This window comes from Ensifer sp. ENS03 (assembly GCF_014852035.1).
Taxonomy (GTDB): Bacteria; Pseudomonadota; Alphaproteobacteria; order Rhizobiales; family Rhizobiaceae; genus Ensifer; species Ensifer adhaerens.
Window position 1 is genome coordinate 78434 of record NZ_JACVAV010000015.1, and the last position, 26533, is coordinate 104966.

The 26533-nt window shown below is 61.4% G+C and carries 24 protein-coding genes and 3 pseudogenes; 11 read left to right on the plus strand and 16 right to left on the minus strand.

Annotation, left to right across the window (positions count from 1 at the left end; translation table 11 throughout):
* Positions 1–5: 5 nt before the first annotated feature.
* The 7 genes from IB263_RS31760 to IB263_RS31790 all read right to left on the minus strand — a co-directional run bounded on the left by IB263_RS31760 (position 6) and on the right by IB263_RS31790 (position 8771).
* Complete coding sequence (locus tag IB263_RS31760) at positions 6–692, minus strand: reverse transcriptase domain-containing protein (RefSeq protein ID WP_246811138.1); 687 nt, start codon at positions 690–692, stop codon at positions 6–8.
* A 187-nt stretch (positions 693–879) separates the two neighbouring features.
* Positions 880–1680, minus strand: coding sequence for a M55 family metallopeptidase (locus IB263_RS31765; RefSeq protein ID WP_192439488.1), 801 nt, complete (start codon positions 1678–1680; stop codon positions 880–882).
* Positions 1681–2051: 371 nt separating this feature from the next.
* Positions 2052–3146 (minus strand): pyridoxal phosphate-dependent aminotransferase family protein, encoded by a 1095-nt coding sequence (locus IB263_RS31770; protein WP_192439489.1) that lies wholly within the window; start codon positions 3144–3146, stop codon positions 2052–2054.
* Positions 3147–3148: 2 nt separating this feature from the next.
* The gene (locus tag IB263_RS31775) at positions 3149–4825 is read right to left on the minus strand and encodes a serine hydrolase (protein WP_192439490.1); all 1677 of its coding nucleotides are present in this window, start codon (positions 4823–4825) and stop codon (positions 3149–3151) included.
* Between the two features lie 33 nt (positions 4826–4858).
* On the minus strand, positions 4859–5731 hold the full coding sequence (locus IB263_RS31780) for an ABC transporter permease (protein ID WP_192439491.1): 873 nt from the start codon (positions 5729–5731) through the stop codon (positions 4859–4861).
* Positions 5728–6765, minus strand: coding sequence for an ABC transporter permease (locus IB263_RS31785; protein ID WP_371814286.1), 1038 nt, complete (start codon positions 6763–6765; stop codon positions 5728–5730). The genes IB263_RS31780 and IB263_RS31785 overlap by 4 nt, the downstream gene beginning before the upstream one ends.
* Positions 6766–6842: 77 nt before the next feature.
* Positions 6843–8771, minus strand: coding sequence for an ABC transporter substrate-binding protein (locus tag IB263_RS31790; RefSeq protein ID WP_060607567.1), 1929 nt, complete (start codon positions 8769–8771; stop codon positions 6843–6845).
* A 123-nt stretch (positions 8772–8894) separates the two neighbouring features.
* Between IB263_RS31790 and IB263_RS31795 the strand changes: the two genes are divergently transcribed.
* The 5 genes and pseudogenes from IB263_RS31795 to IB263_RS31820 all read left to right on the plus strand — a co-directional run bounded on the left by IB263_RS31795 (position 8895) and on the right by IB263_RS31820 (position 14546).
* Positions 8895–9848 carry a LysR family transcriptional regulator gene (locus IB263_RS31795; RefSeq protein WP_029742574.1) on the plus strand — a complete coding sequence of 318 codons (954 nt, stop codon included), beginning with the start codon at positions 8895–8897 and terminating at the stop codon, positions 9846–9848.
* A 267-nt stretch (positions 9849–10115) separates the two neighbouring features.
* Positions 10116–11995, plus strand: a pseudogene (locus IB263_RS34855) (ABC transporter ATP-binding protein).
* Between the two features lie 41 nt (positions 11996–12036).
* Entirely contained in the window at positions 12037–13263 is a 1227-nt protein-coding gene (locus IB263_RS31810) for an alanine racemase (protein ID WP_089045266.1), read from the plus strand.
* Between the two features lie 216 nt (positions 13264–13479).
* The gene (locus tag IB263_RS31815; protein ID WP_029742572.1) at positions 13480–14160 is read left to right on the plus strand and encodes a type 1 glutamine amidotransferase domain-containing protein; all 681 of its coding nucleotides are present in this window, start codon (positions 13480–13482) and stop codon (positions 14158–14160) included.
* Positions 14161–14219: 59 nt separating this feature from the next.
* Positions 14220–14546 (plus strand): hypothetical protein, encoded by a 327-nt coding sequence (locus IB263_RS31820; protein WP_089045265.1) that lies wholly within the window; start codon positions 14220–14222, stop codon positions 14544–14546.
* Between the two features lie 218 nt (positions 14547–14764).
* Here the strand turns inward: IB263_RS31820 and IB263_RS31825 are convergent, their stop codons facing one another.
* The gene (locus IB263_RS31825; RefSeq protein ID WP_192439493.1) at positions 14765–15661 is read right to left on the minus strand and encodes a LysR family transcriptional regulator; all 897 of its coding nucleotides are present in this window, start codon (positions 15659–15661) and stop codon (positions 14765–14767) included.
* Between the two features lie 137 nt (positions 15662–15798).
* Here IB263_RS31825 and IB263_RS31830 point away from each other — a divergent pair, with 137 nt between their 5' ends.
* Together IB263_RS31830 and IB263_RS31835 are read left to right on the plus strand one after the other, a co-directional pair.
* Positions 15799–16770 carry an MBL fold metallo-hydrolase gene (locus IB263_RS31830; protein WP_089045264.1) on the plus strand — a complete coding sequence of 324 codons (972 nt, stop codon included), beginning with the start codon at positions 15799–15801 and terminating at the stop codon, positions 16768–16770.
* A gap of 35 nt (positions 16771–16805) precedes the next feature.
* Entirely contained in the window at positions 16806–16952 is a 147-nt protein-coding gene (locus IB263_RS31835; RefSeq protein WP_246713249.1) for a hypothetical protein, read from the plus strand.
* Between the two features lie 101 nt (positions 16953–17053).
* Here IB263_RS31835 and IB263_RS31840 read toward each other — a convergent pair.
* The 3 genes and pseudogenes from IB263_RS31840 to IB263_RS31850 all read right to left on the minus strand — a co-directional run.
* Positions 17054–17380, minus strand: a pseudogene (locus IB263_RS31840) (molybdopterin cofactor-binding domain-containing protein); the annotation flags it as partial.
* Positions 17381–17725: 345 nt separating this feature from the next.
* Positions 17726–18106, minus strand: coding sequence for a type II toxin-antitoxin system HigA family antitoxin (locus tag IB263_RS31845; RefSeq protein WP_089045263.1), 381 nt, complete (start codon positions 18104–18106; stop codon positions 17726–17728).
* Positions 18107–18123: 17 nt separating this feature from the next.
* A complete protein-coding gene (locus IB263_RS31850; protein WP_246802735.1) occupies positions 18124–18351 on the minus strand; it encodes a type II toxin-antitoxin system HigB family toxin in 228 nt (75 codons plus the stop codon).
* Between the two features lie 174 nt (positions 18352–18525).
* On the opposite strand from IB263_RS31850, the pseudogene IB263_RS31855 reads away from it, so the two are divergent.
* Positions 18526–18704: pseudogene (locus tag IB263_RS31855) on the plus strand (IS110 family transposase); the annotation flags it as partial.
* 290 nt (positions 18705–18994) lie between these two features.
* Here IB263_RS31855 and IB263_RS34860 read toward each other — a convergent pair.
* Both IB263_RS34860 and IB263_RS31865 read right to left on the minus strand, forming a co-directional pair.
* Complete coding sequence (locus tag IB263_RS34860; RefSeq protein WP_192439494.1) at positions 18995–19465, minus strand: biotin/lipoyl-containing protein; 471 nt, start codon at positions 19463–19465, stop codon at positions 18995–18997.
* Positions 19466–19604: 139 nt separating this feature from the next.
* A complete protein-coding gene (locus IB263_RS31865) occupies positions 19605–19808 on the minus strand; it encodes a hypothetical protein (RefSeq protein WP_143556375.1) in 204 nt (67 codons plus the stop codon).
* Positions 19809–19915: 107 nt separating this feature from the next.
* Between IB263_RS31865 and nuoH the strand changes: the two genes are divergently transcribed.
* The 3 genes from nuoH (at position 19916) to IB263_RS31880 (ending at position 22079) form a co-directional block, all read left to right on the plus strand.
* Positions 19916–20902, plus strand: coding sequence for an NADH-quinone oxidoreductase subunit NuoH (gene nuoH, locus IB263_RS31870; RefSeq protein ID WP_192439495.1), 987 nt, complete (start codon positions 19916–19918; stop codon positions 20900–20902).
* Positions 20903–21034: 132 nt separating this feature from the next.
* Entirely contained in the window at positions 21035–21601 is a 567-nt protein-coding gene (locus IB263_RS31875; RefSeq protein WP_192439496.1) for an NADH-quinone oxidoreductase subunit I, read from the plus strand.
* A gap of 37 nt (positions 21602–21638) precedes the next feature.
* On the plus strand, positions 21639–22079 hold the full coding sequence (locus IB263_RS31880; RefSeq protein ID WP_029742557.1) for a CBS domain-containing protein: 441 nt from the start codon (positions 21639–21641) through the stop codon (positions 22077–22079).
* 60 nt (positions 22080–22139) lie between these two features.
* Here IB263_RS31880 and nuoG read toward each other — a convergent pair whose 3' ends face one another.
* From nuoG to nuoE, 3 genes are read right to left on the minus strand one after another with little or no spacing between them, the layout of a single operon-like run.
* A complete protein-coding gene (nuoG, locus tag IB263_RS31885) occupies positions 22140–24716 on the minus strand; it encodes an NADH-quinone oxidoreductase subunit NuoG (protein ID WP_192439497.1) in 2577 nt (858 codons plus the stop codon).
* 28 nt (positions 24717–24744) lie between these two features.
* Positions 24745–26010 carry an NADH-quinone oxidoreductase subunit NuoF gene (gene nuoF, locus IB263_RS31890; RefSeq protein ID WP_192439498.1) on the minus strand — a complete coding sequence of 422 codons (1266 nt, stop codon included), beginning with the start codon at positions 26008–26010 and terminating at the stop codon, positions 24745–24747.
* A gap of 2 nt (positions 26011–26012) precedes the next feature.
* Positions 26013–26525: an NADH-quinone oxidoreductase subunit NuoE gene (gene nuoE / locus IB263_RS31895; protein ID WP_192439512.1), complete on the minus strand. Its 513-nt coding sequence runs from the start codon at positions 26523–26525 to the stop codon at positions 26013–26015.
* Between the last annotated feature and the right edge of the window lie 8 nt (positions 26526–26533).

Below are 26533 nucleotides of genomic sequence, written 5' to 3' on the forward strand. Positions count from 1 at the left end.
TGAACTCAGTTATCAAATCGACCGCTGTCCCGGGCGCTCGCCGCTGCCGCCACCCCGTTGCTTTTGCGACGGGCTTGGGTCTTTTTGCGGTGATAGGTCCACCTTTCATATCGCTCCTCGATCGCGCTAAGGGCGATGTTTGCGAGCAAAGGTGAGATGATCCCGCCCTGAGGGGTACCGGCGTCCGTCCGGAGGAACTGATCCTCAGTCAAAACACCGGCCTTGAGGAATAATCCGACCAATCTCACCACTCGTCGATCACCGATGCGCTTGCGCATCCGCTCGAGCAGGTGATGATGATTGATATTGTCGAAGCATCCTTTGATGTCCCCCTCAATAACCCAAGGATATGGCAACCGGTTTCGCCGAGTGTCCTTGTCCCGCTTCTGCGGCAAGGCTGCCCGACGAATGTACTCCAAGGCGCCGTGGGTGTTTCTGCCGGGTCGAAACCCATAAGAGACATGCCAGAATTGCGCCTCGAAGATCGGCTCCAAAAGGATTTTGGCCGCGCCTTGTACGACGCGGTCTCTGATGGTGGGGATGCCCAAGGGTCGGAATTGCCCCGGTTTCCCGGCCTTTGGAATGAGCTTGCGTCTGGCCGGACTTGGCCGATATGCACCACTGCGCAGATCAGCTTGAAGATCGACCAGGAAGCGATGTTCACTCCTGTTTCGGATACGTCCCACCGTCATCCCGTCAACCCCGGCCGTGCGTCCACCTTTGTTGGAGGCAACGCGCTGCTAGCCAGGCAACAAGGTTGAGCCAGCTTCGTCCAGCGAGGGCGGCGTGACGGTCGGAAAGCGCCCGTTTCGGCGCGTTGCTACCTATCAAGGCCAGTGGCTCTATCCTGCGACGTCCAGGCACGGGACCCGCCCTTGATCAGGCTTTCAGGAAGACCAGCGCTCGCAGGATCTCCGCAAAATCCGCATGCTTGAAGGCGACGGCGCGAGGACCGTGCGCATATGCACCGGGATACCAGCCGGCACGATAGGCATCTGTCGGATTGTTGAACTCGATCACCACTTCGTAGCGCTCGGCCCTGGACGGCAGCACCTGAGTGAAATCGCCGGACAGCGCTTCTGCCACGCCTTCACGAATAAGCCGGCGCGACCAAGCAGGCGAGATCGACGTCGTCGAACGACCTTTACCCTCCAGCGTTTCCACGGACTTCAGCCCCGGCACCATCGCCCGCGCCTCAGAGCAAATACCGGCATCGCCGGCAAGGAAGACCGACGGTACACCGTAACCGGCGGCACAGAGCGCGTTGACGGTAAATTCCGAGGCGACCTCTCCGTTCAAAAGCAGGCGCGAGATGCGCATCGTGGAGGTATGGGCGAGCGGATTTGCCTCGCTGCCCGCTTTGGAGTGATAGCCCGTATAGAGCGCGGCCGCGAAGCCGGCATCGAGGCCGAACATCATCGCATCCGGATGGCCGGACCAGCCGCGCACAATGCGGACATAGTCCGGCAGGCGGTCGAGGATGAGGTTGCGACCGCTGTCATGGGCGTCTTTCACCACGACTTCCGTCGCACCGGCGGCACGCGCGCCCTCGCAGGCAGCGACCACCTCGGCGGTCATCAGGGCGCGAAATTCGGTCCAGTCGGAATGGGTGCGCTCGGCTTCGTCCCATTGCGCGATGCCTGCGGTGCCTTCGATGTCAGCGGAGATGAAAACTTTCATGGGTGGGTTCCTCTATCGGTCAAATCGGGAAGAGCGGGATAGATGCGGTCGTTTCAGGCAGGCATCGCGAAGGCCAACCAACGCGATGGGCGCCGCCAACCGCGGGGGCTTCAGCGGCCACTTTGGCAGACTTGGTTATCGGCGAGGCACGTCTGACCGGTGATCGGCGATTTGCATGTCGTTTAACGGAACATTGGTGCAGCTCGCCGCCACAGGCCAATTCAATTTGGGCAAAACTCCATGCAAGAATCGCCTAACTCCCGAGATTTCAATCGGTTATGGATAACTCCCTCACGAGCAGGCGTGCGTGCACGGTCGCTAGCGCGGAGTTCTCGCCGACGCCAACGTCGGTGAGAACTCCACACGCAGGTCTAGAGAAGTTCGCCCATCGACTGCAGGAGCCGTTCGATCTGATCGGCCGTGTGCTCGGAAAACACCGCAAGCCGCATGGTCGCAACATCTGACGCGTCGGAATAACCACCAGGCTGCTGCACCCTGACGATGATGTCGCGCTCCGCCAGACGATCGCGCAGCTGTTCGAGGTCGGTGACGCCCTTGATGGTGACGATCGGTACCGGCGTGTCGGCAACGTCGAACCCGAGGGTCCGCAACCCGCTGCGCATATGCTTGACGTTGCGAACGAGGTTGGCGCGCTTTTCCGGTGTCGCCTGCAGAACGCGCAACGATGCGGCTGCAGCGGCTGCAAGACCCGGTGGCGCCGGCGAGGCACCACGCATGATCATCGCATTGCCCGCGATCTTGGCGGCCAAATCCGCACTACCGGGAACGATGCCGCCGAGCGCGCCGAACGCCTTGCTCATCGTGCCGGCGAGATAGTTGCCCTCGCCTTCGAGCCCCGCGTGCTGCAGCGATCCGCGGCCGGTCTCACCAAGAACGCCGACACCGTGGGAATCGTCGATGCAGAGCAGCGCACCATCATAGGGGGCCATGGCCTGCCGGTAATCCCCAAGTGGCGCCAACCGTCCGGATGACGGAAAGACGCCGTCGGTCAGCACCGCCGGCCGCTCGCCCGCCTTCACATGCAACGACAGTTGCGCAGCAAGATCCTCCGGATCGGCATGCCGAAATTCGTGAACCCGCTTGCCGAGCGTCGGGATCGCGTCACGGGTGCTGTAATGCGTCGCGCAATCCATGAGGATGACATCGAATTCGTCGCGCAGCCCCTGCAGCAACACCATGGGGCTGGTGTAGCCGGAAATCATGTAGACGACCTCGTCTGTGCCGAACCAGTCGCGCAACCGCTCCTGCAAATCGGCATAGACCTGCATATGGGCGAGCGTCCCCGGCCCCATGCCGTAGCGCCTCGTCGCTTCGCAGGCCGCCTCGATCACTTCGGAGTGGCCATGCAGGCAGAAGTACGACGTGCCGCAATAATAGTCGACCTCGCGCCCGCCGATGGACATGCGGGCGCCAAGAGGTGACTCCATCTTGATTGGAGCGGTCATGGTCACGCCGCTTCGGCCTGGGACGGGCTGCGTCGCGCCAGGAACATCGGCCCGACGCGGATGCCGCTCTTGCCGTTGTCGTCGACGGCATCAAGTTCGAGGATCTCGTCTTCGTAAAGCCGCCCATGCATGCGGAAGCGTCCCTCCTCGACCGGTTCGCATGTGTGCGTGCAGAAGTACTCGATCAGGCACTTCAGGCCGCCATGGCTGTAGGTCAGGTAGGTGATGTTGAAGTCCGGCCCATATTCGCCGAGATGCGGCGCAATGGCGTCGGGCACGGTCTCGTCCTCAGGCGTCTCTATGCGTGTCCAGCTTGTATCCCGCCAGGCGAGCTTGCCGGCTGCCGGGAAGGAGAGGTTCATATGGGCATAGTCCGCGCCGCGCCCGTAGATGCGACCGTCGATGACGAAATCGTTGCCCGCCACCGGACGGATCCGGTGCGGAACGCCCTCGCCCATCAGGTAGATCTTGCCGTCCTTGGATTTGACCTCGACGATCTCCTGCGTGGCGTCGTCGCGGTAATAGCCCGGCAAGGCCTTGAACTGCGCTTCGGGGATCTCCGGCGGACGCTGTGTCCGCTCGGGCATCTTGCCCATCTTGCGCTCGGCAAGAACGATGCGCACGCCGTCGACGCCGAGCCGCGAGGCGATCTGGTTGGCGAAATCAAGGGTCGCAAAGATCAGCACGCCGACGCCGGCGGCAGGCAACAGCATCATCTGCGAAGCATAACCATAGACGGCGCCACCATGGCCGACCGAGGTCCAGCCGTCGACGTCGCCGGCACCGAAGCACAGGCCATACCCGTTGAGCGTCTTGTCGTGGCCGGCCGGACGTTTACCGAACGGTGTCCACATCTCACGCAGCGACGCCGGCGAGATGATCGAATTGCCGGCAGCGTCAAAGCCGCCGCGCAGCAGGCACTGGGCGTAGCGTGCCATATCCCCCGTGGTGGAAAAGATGTTGCCGGCCGGCGAGCCGCCCAGGCTGAACACCGGCGCCGGCGTATCGCCGTCGAGCGTCCACATGTCGGCCGGCGCAAGCCGCTCGCGAATGCCCGGCGCCATGCCGCAGGAGGAACTGTCCATGCCCAGCGGCTTCAGAATGTTGGCAGCGACATAGTCGGAATAGCTCTGGCCGGTGACGACCTCGATCACCCGACCGACGACGGCGATGCCGGCGTTGGAGTAATGCATCACCCCGAGGCTCGGATCCTGCTTCAAGGTCGAGCTGGCGAGCTCGTCGACCGTGTCTTCCAGCGGAGGACGGGTCGCGTCGAGATAGTGGCCACTCTTCGGTTCGCGCACGAGCCCGGCCGTATGGGTCATCAGCTTGCGCAGGCTGATGACCGAGCCGTGAGGCCCGCCCTCGGCGCCAGCGAACGGGTTCACCGGCTTAAATCCGGGCAGGTAGGTCGAGACGTCGGCATCGATATCGACAAGGCCCTTTTCGACCAGTTGCATGATCGCCAGCGAGGTGAAGGTCTTGGTGATCGAGCCGATACGGAAGCACGTGTCCTTGCCCATGTCGAAATGGCGGTCATGGCGCTGGACATGGCCTTCGGCAAGCACACCGTCTCGGTCGACGAGGGCGTAGGAGATCGACGGGATCGCCTTGTCCTCGACCTCGTACCGGATCAGATCCTCGAACAGCTCGATGGAAGCAGCAGACAGAGAGGACATGGAAAATGCTCCTTGGTCGTAAGGGATTGGGTCTCAATGGGCGTGGCGTGGGTCGAGCATGTCGCGTAGCGCATCGCCGACCAGGTTCCACGACAGTACGAAGAAGAAGACGGCCGCGCCGGGGAAGGCCAGCGTGTACCAGAACTGGAAGGGATTGCCGGGCTGACCGACGATCCAGTTGCGCGAATAGGCGATGAACTGGCCCCAGTCGGCATAACCTTCTTCGGTGCCAACGCCGAGGAAGCTGAGCGCTGAGGCCGACAGCACCATGGAACCGGTCGCCATCGTCGCGAGAACCAGCACCGGAAACATGGCGTTGGGCAGGATATGCAGGACGATCAGCCTGAGATCGCTGGCGCCGTAGCTCCTGGCTGCGTGGATGTAATCCATCTCGCGGATCCTCAGGATCTCGCTTCGAACGATACGGGCATAACTCATCCAGCCGAACGTCGTCAGCGCGATCGTGATGGGCACGATGCCTTTGCCGAGCAACGCCGTCAGCACCATCGCGGCGATCAGGAAGGGCACGGCCATGAACACGTCGACGATGCGCATCAGCACTTCCTCGACGACGCCGCCGTAATAGGCCGCGACAGCGCCGACGACCGTGCCGATCAGCACGGAGATCGCCACGACCCCCAGCCCGATCTTGAATGCCGTGCGCGTACCCCAGACGACGCCATAGAAGATGTCGTACTGACCTTGCGTGGTGCCGAATATGGCCTCCGGCGAAGGCGGTTGCGGCGTTGCCAGGAAGCCGGCTCGCGGTGTGTCGTAGGGAGAAAGCTGGAAGCTTTGCGGCGGCGCCAGAACGGGCGCGAAGACGGCGATCAGCACGAAGGCGAGGAGGATCACGACACCAAACAGCGACACCGGATTTCGTGCGAGGTAACGAAGAAACTTCATTGCGTCTTCACCCTCGGGTCAAGCAACGGATAGATGAGATCGACGACCAGGTTCATCAGCACCAGGACGACCGCGAAATAGAGGCCGAAGCCGAGAACTGCGGGAAAGTCGAGATTGGCAGCGGTCTTGGCGGCGAACTGGCCGAGCCCGGCGTAGTCAAAGATGGTCTCGGTGATGACCACGCCACCCATCATCACGGCGAGTTCCATGCCGGCGATGGTTGCAAGCGGCAGAAGCGCGTTGCGCCTGGCGTGATGCAATTCGACGACGCGGCGCGGCAGGCCCTTGGCGCGGGCGGTGCGTACGTAGTCCTGGCGCAGCGTTTCCAGCATCGAGGTGCGCATCACCCGCGTCATGCTGGCGACGTTGACATAGGTCAGCGTGATGACGGGAGCCGCAAGGTGACGAAGTGCATCGCCGAAGATCGCCAGGTTGCCGTTGAGCAGCGCGTCGATAGTATTGGCGCCGGTGTAGCGCACGAAATCGCCGGAGCTGACCACGGTTTGCGCCCACTGGCTGAGCCGGCCGGGCGGAAACCAGTCAAGCGCCGAATAGAAGATCAGCAGCATCAAGAGGCCGAAGACGTAAACCGGAAAAGACCAGCCGAGAATGGTGAAGATGCGGATGACATGGTCCGGCCAGCGGTTGAGATAGACGCCGGCGCGCGAGCCGAGGTAGACGGCGAGTAGCAGACAGGGCACGAAGGCGAGCACGACCAGCTCCAGCGTCGCCGGAAACAGCGACATCAGCGCCGTCGACACCGGCTGGCGCGCGGTCTCGGACCAGCCGAGATTGCCGCTGAGAACGCCGCCGATCCAGTGGCCGTACTGAATGTAGAAGGGATCGTTGAGCCCGTACTGCTCGATCATCCGGCGGATGCTCTCCTGACCACCCTTGAGATAATCCGGCGACGGCGCATAGGCCGCCAGTCTCTGTGTCGGCGAAAGCGACATCTGCAGCGCGAAGATCATCAACGACAGCGCGAAGAGGACGATCGGCAGCATCATCAGTCGTCTGAGTGCGTAGTTCAGCACGGTTCACACGTTCCGATTTCAGGGAAAAGAGAAAAGGCATGCCGGGCGGTCTTGCCGCCCGACATGCCGTTCGCCAATCAGTCGTTGGCCTTGGTGACCGGGTAAAAGTCCCAGGCGCCGTAGAGGATCATGTTGTCGACATAGCCGTCGATGTTGCTGCGGGTGACGACGTAGCCGAAATCTTCCCAGAGGAACTGGGTGGTGGCGTATTCGTACGACATCTCCTGCAGCTTGGCGTAGATCGGCTCGCGAACCGCCGGATCGACCGATGCCCAGGCTTCATCCAGGAGCGGCTTGAACTTCTCCGCCATCAGGTCGCGATAACCTTGGCCGACCATGCCGCCGACGAGACCCGTGGGCGAGAGGTAATAGCTGGCGGCACCGAGCGGACCACCCGGATCGGAATAGTCAGGACCCCAACCCATCACCGTCAAGGGTGCTGCCGGCTTTTCGCGGTTGTTGAGCTTGTCCGAAACGGATGCCCACGGCAGAGCCTGGATCTGCATCTTGAACTTCGGATTGATGCGCGACAGGCCCTGCTGCAGCGCCGAGAGTGCCGCCGTCAGCTGCGGGTTGCCTTCGGTCACATAGGCGGTGAAGGCAAAGCCGGTATCCCAGAGCTTGCCGTCAAATGCCTTCTTGAAGTGTTCTTCGGCCTTGGCGGGATCGTAGCTGTAGACAGGTGAATCCGGGCGGTAACCCATGATGCCGCGAACCGTCGGCCCACGAGACTGCACGGTCTTGTTGAGGAGCACCTGGGTGAGGAGCGCGTCGTAATTCTGGGCGTAGTTGAAACCCTTGCGCACGTCGATGTCGGCGAAGAAGTCCGGCGGAATGCCGGCGCCGTCGAGCTTGCCGCTGCCGATCGCCGGATTGTCGTTGTCGTCGAGCGGCCAGGCGAAGAAGATGCCGCGCGAGAACACTTTCTGCAGGCCGTCAATGACCTTGACGCCTTCAGTCTTGCTGAGTTCATCGATGAACTCGACGGGTGCCGTGACGAAATCGGCGTCACCGGACAGAAGCTGCAGGCGCCGCGTCGTCCATTCCGGCACCGTGCGCATGACCACGCGCTCAAGCTTGGCGGGGCCCATGAAGTAATTGTCGAAGCGCTTCAACGTGATGCGCCGGTCGGTCCGGTCCCACTCTTCCAGCATGAACGGCCCGGTGCCATTTTCTTCCGCAAACAGCGGATTGGCGCCGAGTTCCGGACGGTAGTGGGCCTTCCAGGTGTCGCCCGAGCCATCCCAGCCGCCGACCGATGCAACCCATTCCTTGTCGACGACCGAAGTGCCGAAGGGCAGCGCGATCACCCCAAGCGTGGCCGGAAACGACTTGGGCAGCTTGAGCGTGAGATTATCGCCATCGACGACGATCTGCGACGCGAGTTGGTCATAGACCTTGCGCAGGATCTCGGGGCTGGCGTCGTTGATGGATTTCACCTCGCCTTCGGCCTCAACCCACTTGGCGATGTCGGTATATTTGCCGGCTGTGATCACCTCGGTGATCGCGTTCGACATCCACGACTGGCCTTGAAGAATGGCGCGCAGCAACGAGTAGCGTACGTCTTCGGGCGTGATCTGGCCGTAACCCGGCTCGATCGTCGCCTTCTGGGCGTCAGTCAGCTTGTCGTAGTATTCCCAGGTGACTTTGCCGTCGGCGCCCTTGATCCCGACCTTGTGGGCTGAAACGCCTTTTCGGATCGGGAAGGTATAGCTTACCGAGCCATCGGCCGCCTGCTTGATGAGGCCGTTTTCGAGCGACGGTACTTCGGTCGAGAGCGACGGCACGAACTCGGAGATCTTCGAGCCGTTGAAGTTCAACAACCGACTGTAGATGTTGAGAGCGCCGTAAGAGCTCGGCGTGTTGGCGATATAGGCCGGATCGAACGATTGGATGTCGTCGGTCCACATGAAGACGAAAGTGCCGGGGTTCTTGGTCTCGGCCATAGCGGGCGCAGCCGCGATGCCGAGCCCCAAGCACAGAGCTAGGGCTAAGGTGCGTTTCATCGTTGTTCCCATTTGGTGGAGGCGGAAGTTTTCTTCTCGTTATAGGGGAGGCTAGAAGAGCGCTTGCAGGTCTGTCCAATGTGTAATTAGGATAGACTATGCAAATCACGCATGAGGGCCGGCATGGAACTGCAATGGCTTGAAGATTTTCTCGAAATCGCCGCCACGCGGAATTTTTCGACGGCGGCGACTGCGCGCAACATTTCGCAGCCGGCCTTCAGTCGCCGCATCAAATCGCTTGAGAACTGGATCGGCGCGGACTTGATCGACCGCAGCACCTATCCCGTGCAACTGACACGGGCGGGAACGATGTTCCTTCCGGGTTGCCAGCGTCTCGTGCGTGAGGCCTACAGGCTGCGCACCGATTGCCGCAATGTCGCCGGCGAAAGCTCGGCCATGCTGACATTTACCTCGCTGCATACGCTGGCGATGTATTTTTTCCCGAGATGGATCGGCTCGCCGCTGATATCGCGGATACCGCTTCGCACCAGCATGCATGCCGCCGACTTCCTTGAAAGCATCGATCATCTGTGTTCGGGCCAGTGCGATTTTGCCATCACCTATGTGCATCCCGATGGCCCTCCTGTGCTGGAAGGCGGCCCGTTCGAATCCCTGCAGATCGGCAAGGACAGGCTGATCCTGGTGTCGGGAGCCGACGAGAGCGGCCGACCGCTGTTCGACATCGACGGGCCCGAAAGCACGGAGATCCCTTATCTCGCCTATTCCTGGAGCGACGGCTACATCGGCAAGCTGGCGACTTTGATCCAGTCGCGCTGGCGTCGGCCGCTCAATCTCAGCATCGTCTACCAGTCGGGCCTCGCCGATGGCCTGAAGCACATGGCCGTCGCCGGGCGTGGCGTCGCCTGGCTGCCGCAGATCTGTGTGGCGGAAGCCCTGCGCCAAGGCCGCCTCGTCCAGATCGGCGGACCACAGATGTCGCTCGAAATGGAGATCCGTATCTTCAGGCGCGCGGGCCCTGGTAGCGCCGACAGCGATGGGTTGTGGCAGCATCTCAAGCAGTGTGCGGCATTGCCACAGTACAAGAACGGATTCGATGCCGGCATCGACGCCGCCTGAGGCACCGTCATAACCCAAATCGCCTGACCGAGGCCATATGCGAAGACAGGCGACACGATGCAGAAAGCGCATAGTTTCGATTGCCACATTCGCGACACATTGATTTCACTCGGTTTTGCGGCACGGACAAAAGCCGGTTGCGTGCCGCCCGGGCACTGACGGCCTGCCTCGCAGGGAGTTCTCCGCCACCCGAGCATATTGACAGGAGGCAACCCCGTTGCGAGACCTGATAGGGCAACGTCCCCTCGAAATCGGGTCTATGTGCTGATGTTCCTGTCTAAATCCGCGCCCCCTGAACTGCCCGAGGATGTCATCCTATCCGTGGAAGATCTTGAGGTTTCCTTCGCGGCCGGCACCCGCTCACAGCTGCGCGCGGTGCGAGGCGTCTCCTTCCGCATCGCGCGCGGCGAGACAGTTGCGCTGGTCGGCGAGTCCGGATCCGGCAAATCGGTGACCGCCATGACGATCATGCGTTTGACCGAGTATGACGGCGCGGCGATTACCGGCGGGCGGGTGCTGATGCGCTTGAAGGACGGTAAGGTCGCCGATCTCGCGACATTGTCGGAAAAGCGGGTCGAAGCCCTTCGTGGCGCAGACATCTCGATCGTTTTCCAGGACCCGATGTCGAGCCTGAACCCGGTCTTTACCGTCGGCGACCAGATTGCCGAAGCGGTGATCCATCACCAGCACAAGACACCCGGGGAAGCGCGCCAGATCGCGCTCAACACCCTCAAGCTAGTACGTGTGCCCGATGCGGAACGCAGGCTCGACCAGTATCCTCACCAGCTCTCCGGCGGCATGCGCCAGCGCGTCATGATCGCTATTGCGCTCGCCTGCCGCCCGTCGCTGATGATCCTCGACGAGCCGACGACCGCGCTCGACGTGACCATTCAGGCGCAGATCCTCGATCTGGTTCGCGCCCTGCAGCACGAAATCGGCATGTCGGTGCTGTTCATTACTCACGACATGGGCGTCGTCGCGGAAGTCGCAGACCGGGTCTGTGTGATGCTCAAGGGTGAAATCGTCGAAACGGGTTCGGTTTACGACATCTTCGCCAAGCCGAAACATGCCTACACGCGCGCCCTGATTTCCGCCGTGCCGCGCCTCGGCAGCATGGCCGACAAGGATGCGCCGGAGAAATTTCCGCTGCTGGTGTTCGAACCGGAGCGGCAGCCCGCGGAGGCGACAGAATGAACGCGCCGGCTCATATGACGCAATCCCCTCGCCCACTCGTCGAGGTGCGAAACCTGGTGACGCGCTTCGATCTCAAGGCCGGGCTGTTCGGCCACGTCTCCGGCCGGGTGCATGCGGTGGAGAACGTCTCCTTCGACATTTTTCCCGGTGAGACCCTGGCGCTGGTCGGTGAATCCGGCTGCGGCAAGTCGACGGTCGCCCGCTCGCTCATGCAGCTCGATCGACCGCGCTCTGGCTCCATCCGCTTTGATGGAACCGAACTGATCGGCGCGCCGCGCCCTGTCCTCGCGCGATTTCGGCGCGAAGCGCAGATGGTCTTTCAGGATCCGTTTTCTTCGCTCAACCCGCGCATGACGATCGAGCAGTCGCTGATGGATCCGATGCGGGTCCACAAGCTTGGTTCGACCGGGGACATGCGCGCCCGCGCTGCCGAACTTCTGGCAAAGGTCGAGCTTTCGCCTGAGCATCTCGAGCGCTATCCGCATGCATTTTCCGGCGGGCAGCGCCAGCGCATCTGTATCGCCCGGGCGCTTGCGCTCAACCCGCGTCTCATCGTCGCCGACGAAGCAGTCGCTTCGCTCGACGTGACGATCCAGGCGCAGGTGATCAACCTACTCATGGACCTGCAGCGCGAGATGCAGATCGCTCTTCTGTTCATCAGCCACGATATGGCGGTGGTGGAGCGCATCGCTCACCGCGTTGCGGTCATGTATCTCGGCGAAATCGTCGAGATCGGCGATCGCCGCTCGGTGTTTAGCAATCCGCAGCACCCCTATACCCGCAAGCTGCTATCGACCGTGCCGATTGCCGATCCGACGCGCCGTCCGGAAGGGCGCCAGCCGATGTCCGACGAAATTCCGAGTGCGGTGCGTGCGCCGGACTTCGTGCCTCGCGAACTGCCGATGCGGCAGATCTCATCGACCCACTACGTGCGCCAGGTCGCAACCGCCTGACAGTAGCCGCTATACCCCGTTCCAGATCAGAGTATCCCAACATGAGCACTTTCGAAGTGACGCAACCGGCTGCGAGCGCTGCCGGCATGGCGTCGACAGATATCCGCGACAGCGCAAGCGGGACCACGGCCGCAATGTTCCTGCGTCCAGCGGCCGCCGAGCGACCGACACCCTATATCGAGGTCGACGACAAACGGCTCACCCGCAATATCAAGGCCATGCAGCAACGCGCCGATGCAGCCGGCGTGGTGATGTTTCCGCATGTGAAGACGCACAAGAGCCTCCACATCGCCCGGCAGCAGCTTGCCGCAGGTGCGCGCGGTATCACCGCCTCCAAGCCCAGCGAAGCGCTGGTCTTTGCCGAAGCCGAGATTCCGTCGATCATCCTGGCCTATCCCATCGTCCACGCGGCGTCGCTCGATGGCCTTCTGCCTGCGGTCAAGGCGCGGGGCGTGGAACTGCGCGCGATTGCGGCGAGCCAAACAGGTGTCGATGCGCTGTCGCAGGCCGCCAGCCGGCACGGCATCGAGATCGGCGTGTTCCTCAAGGTCGACGTTGGCCTCGGCCGCGTCGGCCTCAAACCCGATGACCCGGCAGCGCCTGAACTGTGCGCAAGCATCGCCGGCGCCCCCGGTTTGCGATTTTCCGGACTGCTTTCGCACGCCGGACATGCCTACGCGGCTCCTGAGCCCCATGCCCTGGCCAAGATCGCCCACGACGAGGCCGAGGCCCTCGCCGGCCTCGCCGAGCGGCTTCGGCAACGCGGAATTGCCGTCGATTGCATTTCCGTCGGCGCAACGCCGACTTGCCTCGGTGCACCGCTGCCCCGGGAAGTCGATTGCATCCGTCCCGGAAACTACGTCTTTCTGGACGGCACCGCCCTTCGGCTTGGCATTTGTACCGCCGACGACCTCGCGCTTTCAGTCGTCGCCCGCGTCGTTGCGTCGAACGAGGCGCACTTCATCATCGACGCTGGTTCGAAGTCCATGAGCTCCGATCGCGGCGCACATGGCATGGGTGGCGCAGGGTTCGGCACGGTCGTCAGCGCCGAAGGCGATGGCGAAACCGGCCGGTGGACGCTCGAGCGACTGTCCGAGGAACACGGGTTCGTCCCCCATTCCGGGCGCGCCCTGCCGCTCGGCAGTCGCGTGCGCGTGTTCCCCAACCACTCCTGCGCCTCGATCGCCAACTTCGACAATTTCGTCCTGGCGCGCGCGGATGGCACTGCAGCCAGCCTGCCGGTCGACGCCCGCAACGGTCAGACCTGAAGGGCGCACCAGCCTTTTCGGCCACCCGGGCGGCGATCAATCGCCGCCCGGGAGCGAGCTGAAGTTCTCGCTCCTTCGTCCATCATCGAGATGGAAAGCTGGATTGTGAGACCTAGATCTCCCAAATATCATTGCGACGCCAATATCAGTGCATCGAGAAGCCGACGCGGCTGATCGGACTTCAAATCTACGCCTCCAGTGTAAAGGATATGATCCATGAAAGTCCTAATGGTCCTCACTTCGCACGACACCCTCGGTAACACCGGCAAGAAGACAGGGTTCTGGCTCGAAGAGCTGGCGGCTCCCTATTACGTCTTTAGGGATGCCGGAGCCGAAATCACCCTTGCATCACCCAAGGGCGGCCAACCGCCGCTCGACCCGAAGAGCGATGAACCGATGTTTGAGACCGACCTCACTCGGCGTTTCAAGGCAGACCGGGAAGCCAAGGCCCAGCTCGCCGAGACGGTTCGCCTCGACAGCGTCAACCAAGGGGACTTCGACACCGTCTTCTATCCCGGCGGTCACGGTCCGATGTGGGATCTCGCCGAGGACGGAAACTCGATCAAGCTGCTCGAAGCCTTCATTGCGGCGGGCAAGACGATTGCCCTTGTATGCCACGCACCCGGCGTTCTGCACCGCGTCAAGAACCCGGACGGCACACCTTTCGTAAATGGGCGAAAGGTCACGGGCTTTACGAATTCCGAGGAAGCGGCCGTCGGTTTGACGGAGGTCGTGCCCTTCCTGGTAGAAGATGAGTTGCTCGGTCTCGGCGCCGTTTTCTCGAAGGTTAAAGACTGGGGCGTCCACACGGTCGTCGATGGCCGGCTCATCACCGGCCAGAATCCCGCCTCATCTGGCGAAACGGCAAAAGCCCTCCTGGCCGCCTTGAAACCGTAATCGAAGATTGGATCGGGGCGCGTCGCCAGAAAGAGCGTCCGCCTTCGGCGGAGCGTGTCTTGCAGACAGAGGACTATTCCGTCTCCAATTCCCTTGGCGAAACAATCGATCTCAAGGGCTTCATAGAGGAACAAGCCCGCTTCAGCGTCGGGTTCGATGTCGAGAGAACGCTGGGGCTCGAAAACGGACTAACGCTATCACCGTCGATCGGCGCGGATATCGGCTTTGCCTCGCTTGATGGCGAAGGCCTGTTCGGGAGGATCTCCGCCGGGCTCACTCTCTCCAACCACGACAACTGGAATATCGACTTCTCACTGCTGTTTAACGTCGAGGGCGATGGTTCGCGCTCGGGCGGCGGGAAGATTGGCGCGCGCGTGAGCTTTTGACCGAACGATCACACGCCAGACGTCTTCGCCAAAGAAATGACGGCCCCTCTCAGCGCTCACATACGTTTTCCAAGGGGCCTAACCTAGGCCGAAGGAGATATTGAGGATGCGCTGCGGAGCATAGACATGTTAGGCACTTAGGGAAGGACAGCCGCATCTTGCAGCATTCGCACCGGTGCGCCTCACTGCTATCAACGGGGTGCGCCTGAAGCGGGACGCTAGTAAGCCAGCTGAGCACGTAGGCTTGGGACGATCCAGTCGAGGAAGCACCGCACCTTCAGCGGCAGGGGATCGGCTGGTCCATGGATAACGTTCACAGGTAGCGGTTCCGGTGCAAAGTCCGTCAGCAATTCGTGCAGAGCGCCGGAGCGCAACTGATCGGAGATCTGGTAAGACAGCACGCGGATAATGCCGATACCGGCTATTGCAGCCTGAATGGCAGCCTCCGTCGTATTGACCGCGAATTTGGGGCGCGGCTCGATGGCAAAGGCCGCGCCGTCCCGGCGGTAGCGCCATTCCGGCGCGGTCGCAAAGCCCTGAAAGCTTATGCCATCATGGTGGCTGAGGTTTTCCGGCTGAAGCGGAACGCCTCGGCGGGCAAGATAGTCGGGGCTCGCGCAGATCACCCGTCGGACGGCGCCGACGCGCGTTGCGATAAGCGCGCTGTCCGCCAAGTGTCCGATCCGCAGGGCCACATCGACGTGCTCGTCCGCCAGACTTAGCTGACGATCGGCGAGGGTCAGACGCAGGTTGATATCGGGTTGCTCCTTCAGGAACTCCAGAGCTATTGGCAGCAGATGGCGCTCGCCGAAGGCAATCGGTGCGGTCACGTGCAGCCCTCCACGCAGCGCGCCATAATCGCCGCTGGCCTGCCGCTCCGCCGCGTCCAGCTCCTCCAGAATACGACGTGACGCGGCGACGAAGCTGCGCCCCTCATCCGTCAAGGAGAGGCCGCGGCGGGTGCGCACGACCAGGCGCACGCCAAGGTGTTTCTCAAGATCCGCGACCCTGCGGCTGACCGTGGCGAGCGGTGCATGCAATCGCCGCGATCCAGCCGAGAGGCTGCCGGCGTCCACCACCGCCAGCAGCACCGACATCGCTTCAAACCGATCCATCGTATCCTTCCGGAAACTGAGAGGAAAGTTCCAGAAATGGCAGGATACCCTATTGCTTTCGGATATCCTAGCTTTTGCGTCGATCCAGGGGACGCCGGCCGGCTCCCCGTATTGCCAATGATCAGGAGAAAGACGTCATGCCTCAACTTTCACGTCGTGCCTTTGCAAGCGCTCTTCCTCTCGGCCTCCTCGGGGGAGGACTGATCAGTGGCGCACCGGCCCCTGCCGCCGCGCAGAATACCCCCAACACGCCGGTCAGCATTACGCCGCTGGCGCAGATCCGCATCGGTCGCTTCACGGTGACGGCGCTGACAGACGGGTACGCCGATATGCCCTTCGACTATTTTCCGGGACGCGCGCCGGCCCAGGTGGAGGAGGCGGCAGTCGCTCAGTTCACCGCCCGGCCGAGCGGGGTGCGGTTCCTCTTCAACCAGTATCTCATCGATGATGGCGAGCGCCGCATCCTGATCGATGCCGGTGCAGCGGGCTCGATCGGTCAGACCGGCAAACTGCCGCAGGCGCTTGGTGCGCTTGGCCTGCAGCTTGACCAGATCGACGCGGTGATCGTAACGCATATGCATCAGGACCACATGGGCGGTCTGATCGCCGGAGGCAAGAACAACTACCCAAAGGCGGAGCTCTACATCGATCGTCGCGACGTCACCCATTGGACCGACCCGGCCAAGCGCAGCGGCGCGCCCGACTATCTGCAAACCAGCTTTAAGATGGCGGAGGAGGTGGTGCGCCTCTACCCGAAACTCCAGGCGATTGACGGAGAACGCGAAATTGTGCGCGGCGTCTCAATTGTCGACCTGACCGGCCATACACCCGGCCATATCGGCGTGCGGGTCGAAGATGACGGAAAGAGCCTCATCATGGCCTCGGACATGATCTTTCCGGTCGTGCATCCGGGGGCGACCGACGTGTTCTTCCTGTTCGAGCAGGACCGGGCAGCGGCCAAGGCAATGCGCGACCGCTTTTTCCCTCGCGCCGCTTCGGAAGGCGCACTCATCGCCGCCACGCACATGCCCTTCCCAGGGCTCGGCCGTGTCGTCGCCGACCGTGGCCAGATGCGCTGGGAGGTGGCCGACTGGGCCCTACAGGATTGAAGTTAGCTACGGCGGTCTAGAAAGTTAGGAACGGAATGAGCAGCAGATATCTCGGTATCGCCACGACGCCCTCCGTAGCGGCCGCACAGGAGCACTATGGCAGCGCGGAGCAGTGGGCGCGGATCGGCGCGCGCGCTCACGCAGACGAAACTGCGCAGAGCCAGCGCCTCGGTTCGGCATAAACGGCCTCATCGGCGCGCGCGACGGTTTTCTGCCACCCGCGTGACCGCCGAAGGTCTGGCCCCATGCCCAACCGGCCATGCGGCCGGCCGGGCATGCGAGCTCACGTGTTGAGCGATCTCACGAATGGCATGACGCGGATCCGCTTGCCGAGCGCCCTGTAGGCGGCGTTGGCGACTGCGGGGCCGATGGGCGGAACGCCGGGCTCGCCTATGCCGGAGGGCGGATTGGCGGAGGCGACGATGTGAACTTCGACCTTTGGCATCGCATCAATTCTGAGGGGCGTGTAAAGGTCGAAATTGCTCTGATCGACCTTGCCGTCCGTCAGCGTGATCTCCTCGCCAAGTATCGCACCCAGCCCAAAGCCGATTCCGCCCTCCACCTGGGCGCGGACCTGGTCCGGATTGATCGCCAGACCGCAGCCGACCGATTTCGACTGGCTCGGGTTTGACGACGCCGGATATATCGGCCGTATCCTCTACAGTGACCGAGTCGCTCTTTCCCTCCTGAGTGCAATCGTGCATTGTGCGCCACCGCGAAGGAAGACGCTGATGTCTGACGATTGGGAAGGGCTCGACGGCGCCGGTACAGGAGTCCGCGGCTCTGAATGGCCGTTTAGCGCTCAGTATGGTGGTATGGTGGGCCCGGCAGGACTCGAATTTGAGAGAACGAATTCGATCGTCCGGGGTTGAATGATTCGGGTCGTAACCGAGCGCATCAACGACGTTGCTCGCCGGGTCGATCGGACTGATGGGGTCGAGCCTAGTCGGAATCCTTAGGCCGCCACTTCGCCGATCAGTGAACCAGCCGGGATGTTCCATTCTTTGCTGAGCTTTCTAATCTGATCCAGATTGATTTCCCGCTTGCCGTTCAGAAGATCGGCCGCCCGTGCTTTCGAGCCAATAACCGCCACGAGATCGGCGCGCGTGTAATTATTCGCAGCCATCACCGATTTCACCACCTCAACCGGGCTCGCCGTCGGGATCGGATAGTGCTTGCCCTCGTACTGTTCGATTAGAAGAACCAGCGCATCAAAGTGCGCAGCTTCCTCAGAGCCTTCATCGGGCTCGTTCTCGAAATACGGCCGAACTTCCTTCAATGCGGCGTTGTACTCAGCCTCACTCTGAAGCGTCCGAAAAGCTTTCAAATCCAACATCTCGACTTCCTTTCACGTCAGAGGTCTTTGACGTCAATCGCATCGTACTGGGCGTGTGCCCCGACAAACAGTACGAAAATGCGCTTTGACCGAAAAGCGACGAGCCCCACGATGCGATACTTGTTGCCGCCGACGTCGAAGATAACCGTGTTACCGGCCACCAGATCAGCTGAGTTAAGTGTCTTCTTTAGCTCGCTGAAATTACTCCAGCTTGCCTTCGATGCGGTGGTGTACCATTCCGTCATTGCGGCTCGCGCGGTCTCTCTGGGACTCCTTTGGGTAGGCTATCCCAAAACCGGACCAGCGCAGATTTAGCGATAACGCTCACTTGAACTCCTATTTGACGGATTCCCAATTTGGAAACAAGCGCAAGGTTCCCAATTCGGGAATTTGTTGCGAGTCATTCTTTGATAAGATTCTTGTACGAAGCGGCTGGGGTTATCCTGACCCGAGCCCATGCAGATGGGGCCTGAAGCTGAGGGAAAGGATCGGCTTCAAGCGGGCGGTGATTGCTGTGGCGAGAAAGCTCGCCGTCATCATGCACACGATGCTAAAGACTGGGCAGCTCTTTGAGAGAACTATCGGCACAACCGCCTGAACTGATGATAAAAAACGTCGGGAGCGCAGTGATGTAAGTCAAGGAGCTATCAGAATTGCGTCATTGCTTCGGATGCATCGAGACGTCCTTGCCGGGACGTGGGTCGGGTTATTCCGCGTATTTGGTTGCAGCAAGGGTTTACGTCTTGAACTGCGTTATCAACATTGGAAGACCCATCCAGCGAAACCCATACTGCGGCGGCCTCAGTTGCCGACCGCGAAGACAACCGTGCTCCTGGCAAACGTACTTCAAAGAAGTATTCCTACGTAACGACCATGCTACGCAGTTGTTCATCGAAAATCCGGCGGCCACGTGCGACAAGCCGAGCAAATGGCCATAGTGAAATAATGCCAAAAAGACTTGATTTGCGGGGAGCGATTAGACAACCAAAGACAGCGGTAGCCTTGATACACAAGGGCTACCATGTGATTCTTCGGACCTAATCCGAGGAGATAAGAATGTCGGAAACGATGCTTGCAGCACTTACCAACATTCGGAGGATACTCGAAGATCGCCGGCGTCATCGAGGCGGATCTCTGACGGATGGGACAGGCGCGCATTGAGATGGTCGTGAAGACCTTCATCGCCTCCACGATGCACAGAGCCTGGCCCACCTCCACCTGGCTGCCTTCCGTGACGATTGGAGTGGATCCCGGACCGCTTGACTGATGCACGATGCCCGAGGTCGAAGCGCGAACAAGCTGCCCTTGCGCCTGATCATTCAACCTTGCCGGCTCGGCCGCCGAAGGCTTTGCCCTCACAGGGGCCGAGATTTCCAGACTGACCGCGGCTTGACGGGCCGGATTGCGAATGACGACAGTCGTGTCTGCATCGCTGACTGTCAGCTCCGAGACACACGATCGCCCGACAAAATCGAGAAGCGTCTTGATCTTTTGCAGATCATTGTTTTCCCCACGAAACGAAGGTCACCGGCGCAGGCGTTGGACCCAATCCCCGGTTTCTGGCGATGAAAGCTTCACGAACATGAACGATCAATTCCGGCGGTCCACCGGGAATGTCGATACCTGCCCGCAGCTTAATCAGCGCGTTGACGAACTCGGCATTCGCCGCCAATCCCAGAACAGGAAACGGCAGCCTGTCCACGGCCGCCGTTTCGTGAGAACATGGAGAAAACTGGAAGGACCCGCTTAAAGGGTAAGCCGGGTCGGGCCCAGTCACGTTTCTGCCTGTCGAATAGATGGCCGCGGATCATGGAACTTCTCGTCGCCCTTGGCCTTATCGCCCTCAAGATCGCATTGCTCATCGCAATGCTTCTACTCTTGCCTTTGCCGCTGACCTGGCTGGAGCGAAAGATTGCCGGCCACATGCAGCAGCGCATGGGTCCGATGCGCGTGGGGTGGCACGGCCTGCTGCAGCCAGTGGCTGACGGTATCAAGCTCCTGACGAAAGAGGATCATATCCCTGCAGAGGCAGATCGCTTCCTATTCAAGCTGGCGCCAATCCTGGCGCTCGCTCCGCCCTTTGTGGTGTTTGTCGCGATCCCCTTCGGCGAGACCGTCTCAGTGCTCAATGCAGAGATCACGCTCTACGTCTCCAACCTGAATGTGGCATTGCTCTTCGTCTTCGCGGTGATCGGTCTGGAGGTCTATGGCGTCATCTTCGGCGGCTGGGCCGCCAACAGCAAATACGCCGTTCTCGGTAGCCTCAGGACCTGCGCACAGATGATCAGCTACGAAATCCCCATGGGTTTCGCAGTCATCGGCGTCGTGATGCTCGCACAGTCGATGAGCCTGGTGGACATCGTGCGCGCCCAGAGCGATCTCTGGAACATCGTCTATCAGCCGATCGGGTTCTTCGTCTTCTTCGTTGCCGGATTGGCCGAAGCGCAGCGCATTCCCTTCGACCTGGCCGAAGCGGAAGGGGATCTCGGCGCAGGGTTCCATACCGAGTACAGCGGTATCCGTTTCGCGTTCTTCATGGTCAGCGAATACGTCATCGTGCTCCTGGTATCGGTCCTCTCCGTCATCCTGTTTTTCGGCGGCTGGAACGGTATTCTCATTCCGCTGCCGCCGCTTGTCTGGTTTGCGCTCAAGGTGGCATTCTTCATTTATGTTTTTATGTGGTTCCGTTTCACTTTGCCCCGCTATCGCTATGACCAACTGATGGCGATCGGATGGAAAGTCTTGCTTCCTCTGTCAATGGCGAACATAATTATCACTGGTATTGCTTTCACTTAGGAGCCAGGGCGGCTTGTCCACGCGCCTTCTAGGTTCGGTGTCGATCTGACGAAGATGCGTGCAGCAATCGAAGGGACTACAGCGACCCTACCGCGTTGGAATAGACGCACGCCGCTGTAGAACGGCGCGACGATGTCACGCGTAGTCGACAGAGCTGGAACATGGATCGGCTGGGCGCTTTTTGCGGATCTGGCGAGCGCCTTTGCGCTGACCTTTGGCTATATGTTCTCCAAGCCGGTGACCATGCAGTATCCGGACAAGGAGAAGTGGCTCCCCTACTCGCGCTATCGCGGGCATCACTTCCTCAAACGCGACGAAGAGGGCGAGATCAAGTGTGTCGCGTGCGAGCTTTGCGCTCGCATCTGCCCCTGCGACTGCATCGAAGTCGTCCCCTACGAGGACGAAAACGGCAACCGACACCCAGCAAAATTCGAGATCGACACGGCCCGGTGCCTGTTCTGCGGCCTGTGTGAAGACGCCTGCCCTGCGGACGCCATCGCACTTGGCCAGCAATACGAATTCTCGAGTTTTTCGTCACGCGACCTCGTGATCGGACGCGACGATCTGCTCGAAAAACCTGGAAAGGCAATGACCGGCGGTGGTGTCGTCGCCGCACGCCTGAATACCGATGAGGACGTGCTGGTCGAAACGAGCGAACCGCGCGGATACAACTGGTGGCGCAATATCCGGCGAACGTGAGGAGCAGCAAACCGGGGCGCGCAGATAGGAGGCTCAGATGCTTGTCGGTGAAATCGTGAAGGATAAGGGTGCTGGAGTGATCGCAGTTGCTCCCGACCAGGCGATGGTGGAGATACTGCGGCTCTTTCGTGACAACAATATCGGCTTCGTGGTCGTCAGCCACGCGCCCGGAAGGTACATGGGCACGGTCTCGGAACGGGATTGCTGCAACGCGCTTGCGGAATACGGGCCAGAGGCAGCGCTGATGCCGGTCGCCGAGATCATGAACCGCAACGTGGCGATCTGTTCGGCTGTCGATGGGCTGCCCCTGGTGATGTCGATCATGACCCAGAGACGGACACGTCATGTGCTGGTCATTGAGGAGGAGGCCATTGTCGGCGTCGTCAGCATCGGCGACGTGGTCAAGCACCGGCTCGACGAGGCGCAGCGCACGGAGCGGCATCTGCACGAATACATTGCCGGGGCCGGCTACCACTGAGAGTGGCTTTGCGCCCACAGGTCGGGACGCGGGCCTTGCAGGCGCCTCGCGCGCACATCCTCATGCTCCACGCCAGACCCGGTTCGTGCCCTCGATTGCGTGCGCTGTTTCTGCCTTGTGAACCTTAACCGGACACGGGTATTCACCTCGCCTCATCAGGCTGTTGAGGCGAAGAGACCGATAGTTTTCGGGAACAAAGACAAGACCCTTGGGAAACGGCTTTTCGACCTTGAGCTGCGCTACCAGTTCACCGCGGGTTGAACAAACGACCACCTGGTCGCCGTCCGAAAGGCCAAGCTTAGCCGCATCCTCAGCGCTCATCGCGACATAAGGATCGTTGGCGACCGTGTTCAGGATCTCCGAACGCTCGGTCAGATAGCCATTGTGGAACAGACAGTTGCCGGTGACGAGCACGAGCCCGTCGTGCGGTTGCGAAACGGTCGGCGGCGCATGGAAGGCTTCCGCCGGTGGCGTCGGGCCTTCTTTCGTGAAGGCACCGTCGGCACCAAGTCCGGTCCAGGTGAGCGCCTGATAGGCCGGTATCAGCCGGGCGATCTCATCGAAGACCTCGACATGCGTCGAAGGCTGCAATACTTGGCCGCGCTCAGCTGCGACAAAATCGAAGATAGCGAGATTGCCCCGCGCCTCAAAGACTGGTTCCCGGAACTTGGCGACCTTTTGGATGCGACCCTCGTTGTTGGTAAAGCTGCCGGGCTCTTCACCGTAGCCCGCCGCTGGCAAGACGACCTCGGCCAGTGCGGCCGTCTCGTTAAGGAAACTGTCCTGGACGATCAAGAGATCAGCAGCACCAAGGGCCCGCGCCACGAACTCTCTGTCCGGATAGGCGATCAGGGGGTCGGTTCCGACAAGGTAGAGCGCGCCCATCTGCCCAGCGGCGCAGAGATCCAGCATCGCGTCGAGATCAGCACCCGGCCCATCAGGGATTTCGGCGGCCCAGTTCCGGGCAAGCGCGGCGCGCGCCGTTTCGTCGACAACCGGCTGCAGCCCCGGCAAACCGCCCGCCAGAGCCCCCATATCAAAGGCGCCCAGCTGGTTGGCGCGGTCGAAGAGGAACTGCAATGCTGGGGTCTTGCCGAGGAGGCGAAGCAGTTGCAAGAGATTGGTGAGCTGCTGCAACGCTCCCCGCGCGTCTGACAATCTCAGGAGGTCGACACCGACAAGCACGGTGACAGTGCCGCCTTCGTTAAGTGCTGCGGCCAGACGATCCGGTCCATCGCCGCCATTGCCAGCCACCGGGCCGCCGACTGCCACTTTGATCTCTGCAAGAGCGTCACCTGACAGTTTCTCGCCGGCGGCCGCAGCAAGTCCGGCAACCACGGCTGCAAGGCTCGCGGCCTCTCCGCCGGGCGGCACACGAACCACAGCCTTAGCATCGGCGTCGAGGCGGGACGGTCGCGTCGAGATCATCAGTAATCCAGTCCCGCGCCGCCTGGCGGCATCCCGCAGCAGATACTCGGTAACCGGGTTTTCCTCGGTCACGTTGCCCGCAATGACAAGCACGCGGTCGACGCCGATCACCTCCGTCAAAGGTGCACGGGCGTAGCCTGCCATCAGCGGGGCAAGCGCGTCGAAGGGTGTGGACCAGCGCGACGAGCAGTCGATGTTGTTGGTCGCAAAGACGGTGCGCATGAGCTTCTGGAACTGATAGAGCACTTCATTGGGCAGGCGCGGCGAGACAACTCCGCCGGAAGCCTTGCTTTCGACCGCTGCTAACCGCCGGCGCAGATAGTCTCCTGCTTCGTCCCAGGAAACCGGCACAAGGGTGCCGTCGCGGCGGATCATCGGGCGTTTGATCCGATCATGCCCTTCGATGAAGTCGAGGCCGAAACGGCCGCGTGCGCAGAGCGTTTCGCGGTTGACGCCGTGTTCCTCCTTGGACCGGACACGCATGAATTCGCCCTTGCGCGCGCCAACGGTCAGCTGACATCCCGTGCCGCAATGCGGACAGATCGTGTCGACCTCGGCGAGATCCCAGGGCCGAGCCTTATAGCGATAGGGAAAGCTCATCAGCGCGCCGACCGGACAGACTTCGATGCAGTTGCCACACTGGTCGCAACTGGCAAGGCTGCCCTCAAAGCCGGTGACGGCCGTATCCATGCCTTTCTCGACGGTGCCAAGGGCGACCGCGCCAACGACCTCCTCGCACATGCGCACGCAGCGCTGGCACTGGATACAGCGGTTGACGTTCATGATGACGACCGGGCTCAGGCGAATGTCGCGAGAATGGAAAACGCGCTTGGGATCATGAAAGCGACTTCTCCCCGGGCCATAGGCCATCACCATGTCCTGAAGCTCACACTCGCCGCCCTTGTCGCAGATCGGACAGTCGAGCGGGTGGTTGGCAAGCAGCATGTCGAGCATGGACGAACGTGTTTCATCAATCAGCGGCGTGTCCGTTCGCACGACCATGCCTTCAGTGACGGCTGTGGCGCAGGACGGCTGTAGCCGCCGCAGTCCCTCGATCTCGATGAGACACATGCGGCAGGAGGCAAGCGGCGGCAGGCGCTTCAGGTAGCAGAAGGTCGGAATTTCGATGCCCAATCGCTGAGCGGCCTGCAACACAGTCGAGCCTGCCGCAACTTCCAGTGTTTGCCCATTGATCGTAACGCTCACCATGACCTACTCGCCCGCGCTAGAACGCTCCTCAGTGGAACGGACACTTCCGCTCCTCGATATGGGCGACGAACTCCTCGCGGAAATGCGCAAGCGAGGCCCGCAACCCCATCGCAGCACCGTCACCCAAAGCACAAAACGTATTGCCGAAAATGCCTTTGCAGAGCATGTCCAGCTGCTCCATGTCGCCGGGAGCGCCCTCGCCCGCCTCGATCCGGCGCAGCACTTTCACAACCCAGTTCAACCCCTCGCGGCAGGGTGTGCACTTGCCGCAGGACTCGTGGTGAAAGAACTCGATGATGCGGGTGGCGACCTTGACCATGCAGGTCGTGTCGTCGACGACGATCACGCCTGCCGAACCCAGCATCGTGCCGGCAGCAGCAAGCGAGTCAAAGTCCATTCCGACGTCAAGCCCCGGCTCCGGGATCACCGGTGCGGAAACACCACCTGGTATTACCGCCTTGATCTTGCGACCGGCCGGCGGCCCGCCGGCATGGTCCTCGACCAGTTCTCGAAGCGGTATCCCCATCGGAAGCTCGTAGAGGCCGGGCATGCGCACCTGCCCGCTTACGCAATAGAGCTTCGGGCCGGGACTCTTCTCCGGTCCAATACCTCGGAACCAGTCAGGGCCCCGCGCCACGATATGCGGTACGCAGACCAGCGTCTCGACATTGTTGATGACGGTCGGGCTGGCATAGAGCCCCGCAACCGCCGGGAACGGCGGTTTCAGGCGCGGTTGCGCCCTCTTGCCCTCGAGCGAGTCAAGCATCGCAGTCTCTTCGCCACAGATGTAGGCACCAGCACCGCAATGGACGTGGACGACGAAATTGAAGTCCGAGCCGAGTATCCGCGTTCCGAGATAGCCTTTGGCTTTGGCCTCGGCGATCGCCTGTTCCAGCCGCCTGATCGCCAGCACATACTCGCCGCGAACATAGACATAGGCGACCTCTGCCCCGATCGCATAGGCGCTGATCGCCATGCCTTCGACCAACTGGTGCGGGTCGCGCTCCATGACGATACGGTCCTTGAAGGTGCCAGGTTCCCCTTCGTCGGCGTTACAGCAGAGATATTTCGGCTTGTCGGCCCGCTTGGGGACGAAACTCCACTTCATGCCGGTCGGAAACCCTGCTCCGCCCCGGCCACGCAGGTTCGACCGCTTGATAAGATCGATGATCTCGTCGGGCGTATGTTCCTTGAGGGCTTTCGCAAGCCCTCGGTAGCCGCCGCCGGCCTCATAGGTGGAAAGAAGATGCCCATCCTGCACGTTCACATTCTTCAGAAGAACCGGTTCGTACATGGTTATTCCCCCTGCCGTTCGACGGCAGCGAGATCGGCGCCGGCCGTGTCAGGCACCATGGCGCGCAGCCGGGCAAGCAGTGCGTCGATCCGCTCGATGTCGAGATTGCCGTGATAGTCGTCGCCGACCTGCATGACCGGAGCCATTTCACAGGCGCCGAGGCATTCGACGGTCGAGAGCGTGAACAACCCATCGGGGGTCGTGCCGCCCTTCTTGATTCTAAGGACGTCCTCCATATGCGTCAGCAGATCTTCGGATCGCCGCAGCATGCAGGAGACATTGTCGCAGAGCTGCAGGTGGAACTTGCCCACTGGCTCGGTATGGAAGAGCGTGTAGAAGGTTGCGAGCTCGTAGACCCAGATCCGTTCGACGCCGAGGATGTCGGCGACCTCTTGCAGCACCGGGCCGGGCAGATGGCCATGTTCGCGCTGCGCGATCAAAAGTGCGGGCATGATCGCCGAGCGCTGGTCGGGATACCGCGCCGCCGCCTGTTCGATCTTCTCGCGCATCGCCATCACGTCCA

Bases quoted from the DNA above. Each gene is read 5' to 3' on its own strand.
- IB263_RS31760 (WP_246811138.1), bottom strand. From the start codon at position 692: ATGACGGTGGGACGTATCCGAAACAGGAGTGAACATCGCTTCCTGGTC.
- IB263_RS31765 (WP_192439488.1), bottom strand. From the start codon at position 1,680: ATGAAAGTTTTCATCTCCGCTGACATCGAAGGCACCGCAGGCATCGCG.
- IB263_RS31770 (WP_192439489.1), bottom strand. From the start codon at position 3,146: ATGACCGCTCCAATCAAGATGGAGTCACCTCTTGGCGCCCGCATGTCC.
- IB263_RS31775 (WP_192439490.1), bottom strand. From the start codon at position 4,825: ATGTCCTCTCTGTCTGCTGCTTCCATCGAGCTGTTCGAGGATCTGATC.
- IB263_RS31780 (WP_192439491.1), bottom strand. From the start codon at position 5,731: ATGAAGTTTCTTCGTTACCTCGCACGAAATCCGGTGTCGCTGTTTGGT.
- IB263_RS31790 (WP_060607567.1), bottom strand. From the start codon at position 8,771: ATGAAACGCACCTTAGCCCTAGCTCTGTGCTTGGGGCTCGGCATCGCG.
- IB263_RS31795 (WP_029742574.1), top strand. From the start codon at position 8,895: ATGGAACTGCAATGGCTTGAAGATTTTCTCGAAATCGCCGCCACGCGG.
- IB263_RS31810 (WP_089045266.1), top strand. From the start codon at position 12,037: ATGAGCACTTTCGAAGTGACGCAACCGGCTGCGAGCGCTGCCGGCATG.
- IB263_RS31815 (WP_029742572.1), top strand. From the start codon at position 13,480: ATGAAAGTCCTAATGGTCCTCACTTCGCACGACACCCTCGGTAACACC.
- IB263_RS31825 (WP_192439493.1), bottom strand. From the start codon at position 15,661: ATGGATCGGTTTGAAGCGATGTCGGTGCTGCTGGCGGTGGTGGACGCC.
- IB263_RS31830 (WP_089045264.1), top strand. From the start codon at position 15,799: ATGCCTCAACTTTCACGTCGTGCCTTTGCAAGCGCTCTTCCTCTCGGC.
- IB263_RS31835 (WP_246713249.1), top strand. From the start codon at position 16,806: ATGAGCAGCAGATATCTCGGTATCGCCACGACGCCCTCCGTAGCGGCC.
- IB263_RS31845 (WP_089045263.1), bottom strand. From the start codon at position 18,106: ATGTTGGATTTGAAAGCTTTTCGGACGCTTCAGAGTGAGGCTGAGTAC.
- IB263_RS31850 (WP_246802735.1), bottom strand. From the start codon at position 18,351: ATGACGGAATGGTACACCACCGCATCGAAGGCAAGCTGGAGTAATTTC.
- nuoH (WP_192439495.1), top strand. From the start codon at position 19,916: ATGGAACTTCTCGTCGCCCTTGGCCTTATCGCCCTCAAGATCGCATTG.
- IB263_RS31875 (WP_192439496.1), top strand. From the start codon at position 21,035: ATGTCACGCGTAGTCGACAGAGCTGGAACATGGATCGGCTGGGCGCTT.
- IB263_RS31880 (WP_029742557.1), top strand. From the start codon at position 21,639: ATGCTTGTCGGTGAAATCGTGAAGGATAAGGGTGCTGGAGTGATCGCA.
- nuoG (WP_192439497.1), bottom strand. From the start codon at position 24,716: ATGGTGAGCGTTACGATCAATGGGCAAACACTGGAAGTTGCGGCAGGC.
- nuoF (WP_192439498.1), bottom strand. From the start codon at position 26,010: ATGTACGAACCGGTTCTTCTGAAGAATGTGAACGTGCAGGATGGGCAT.
- nuoE (WP_192439512.1), bottom strand. From the start codon at position 26,525: ATGGCGATGCGCGAGAAGATCGAACAGGCGGCGGCGCGGTATCCCGAC.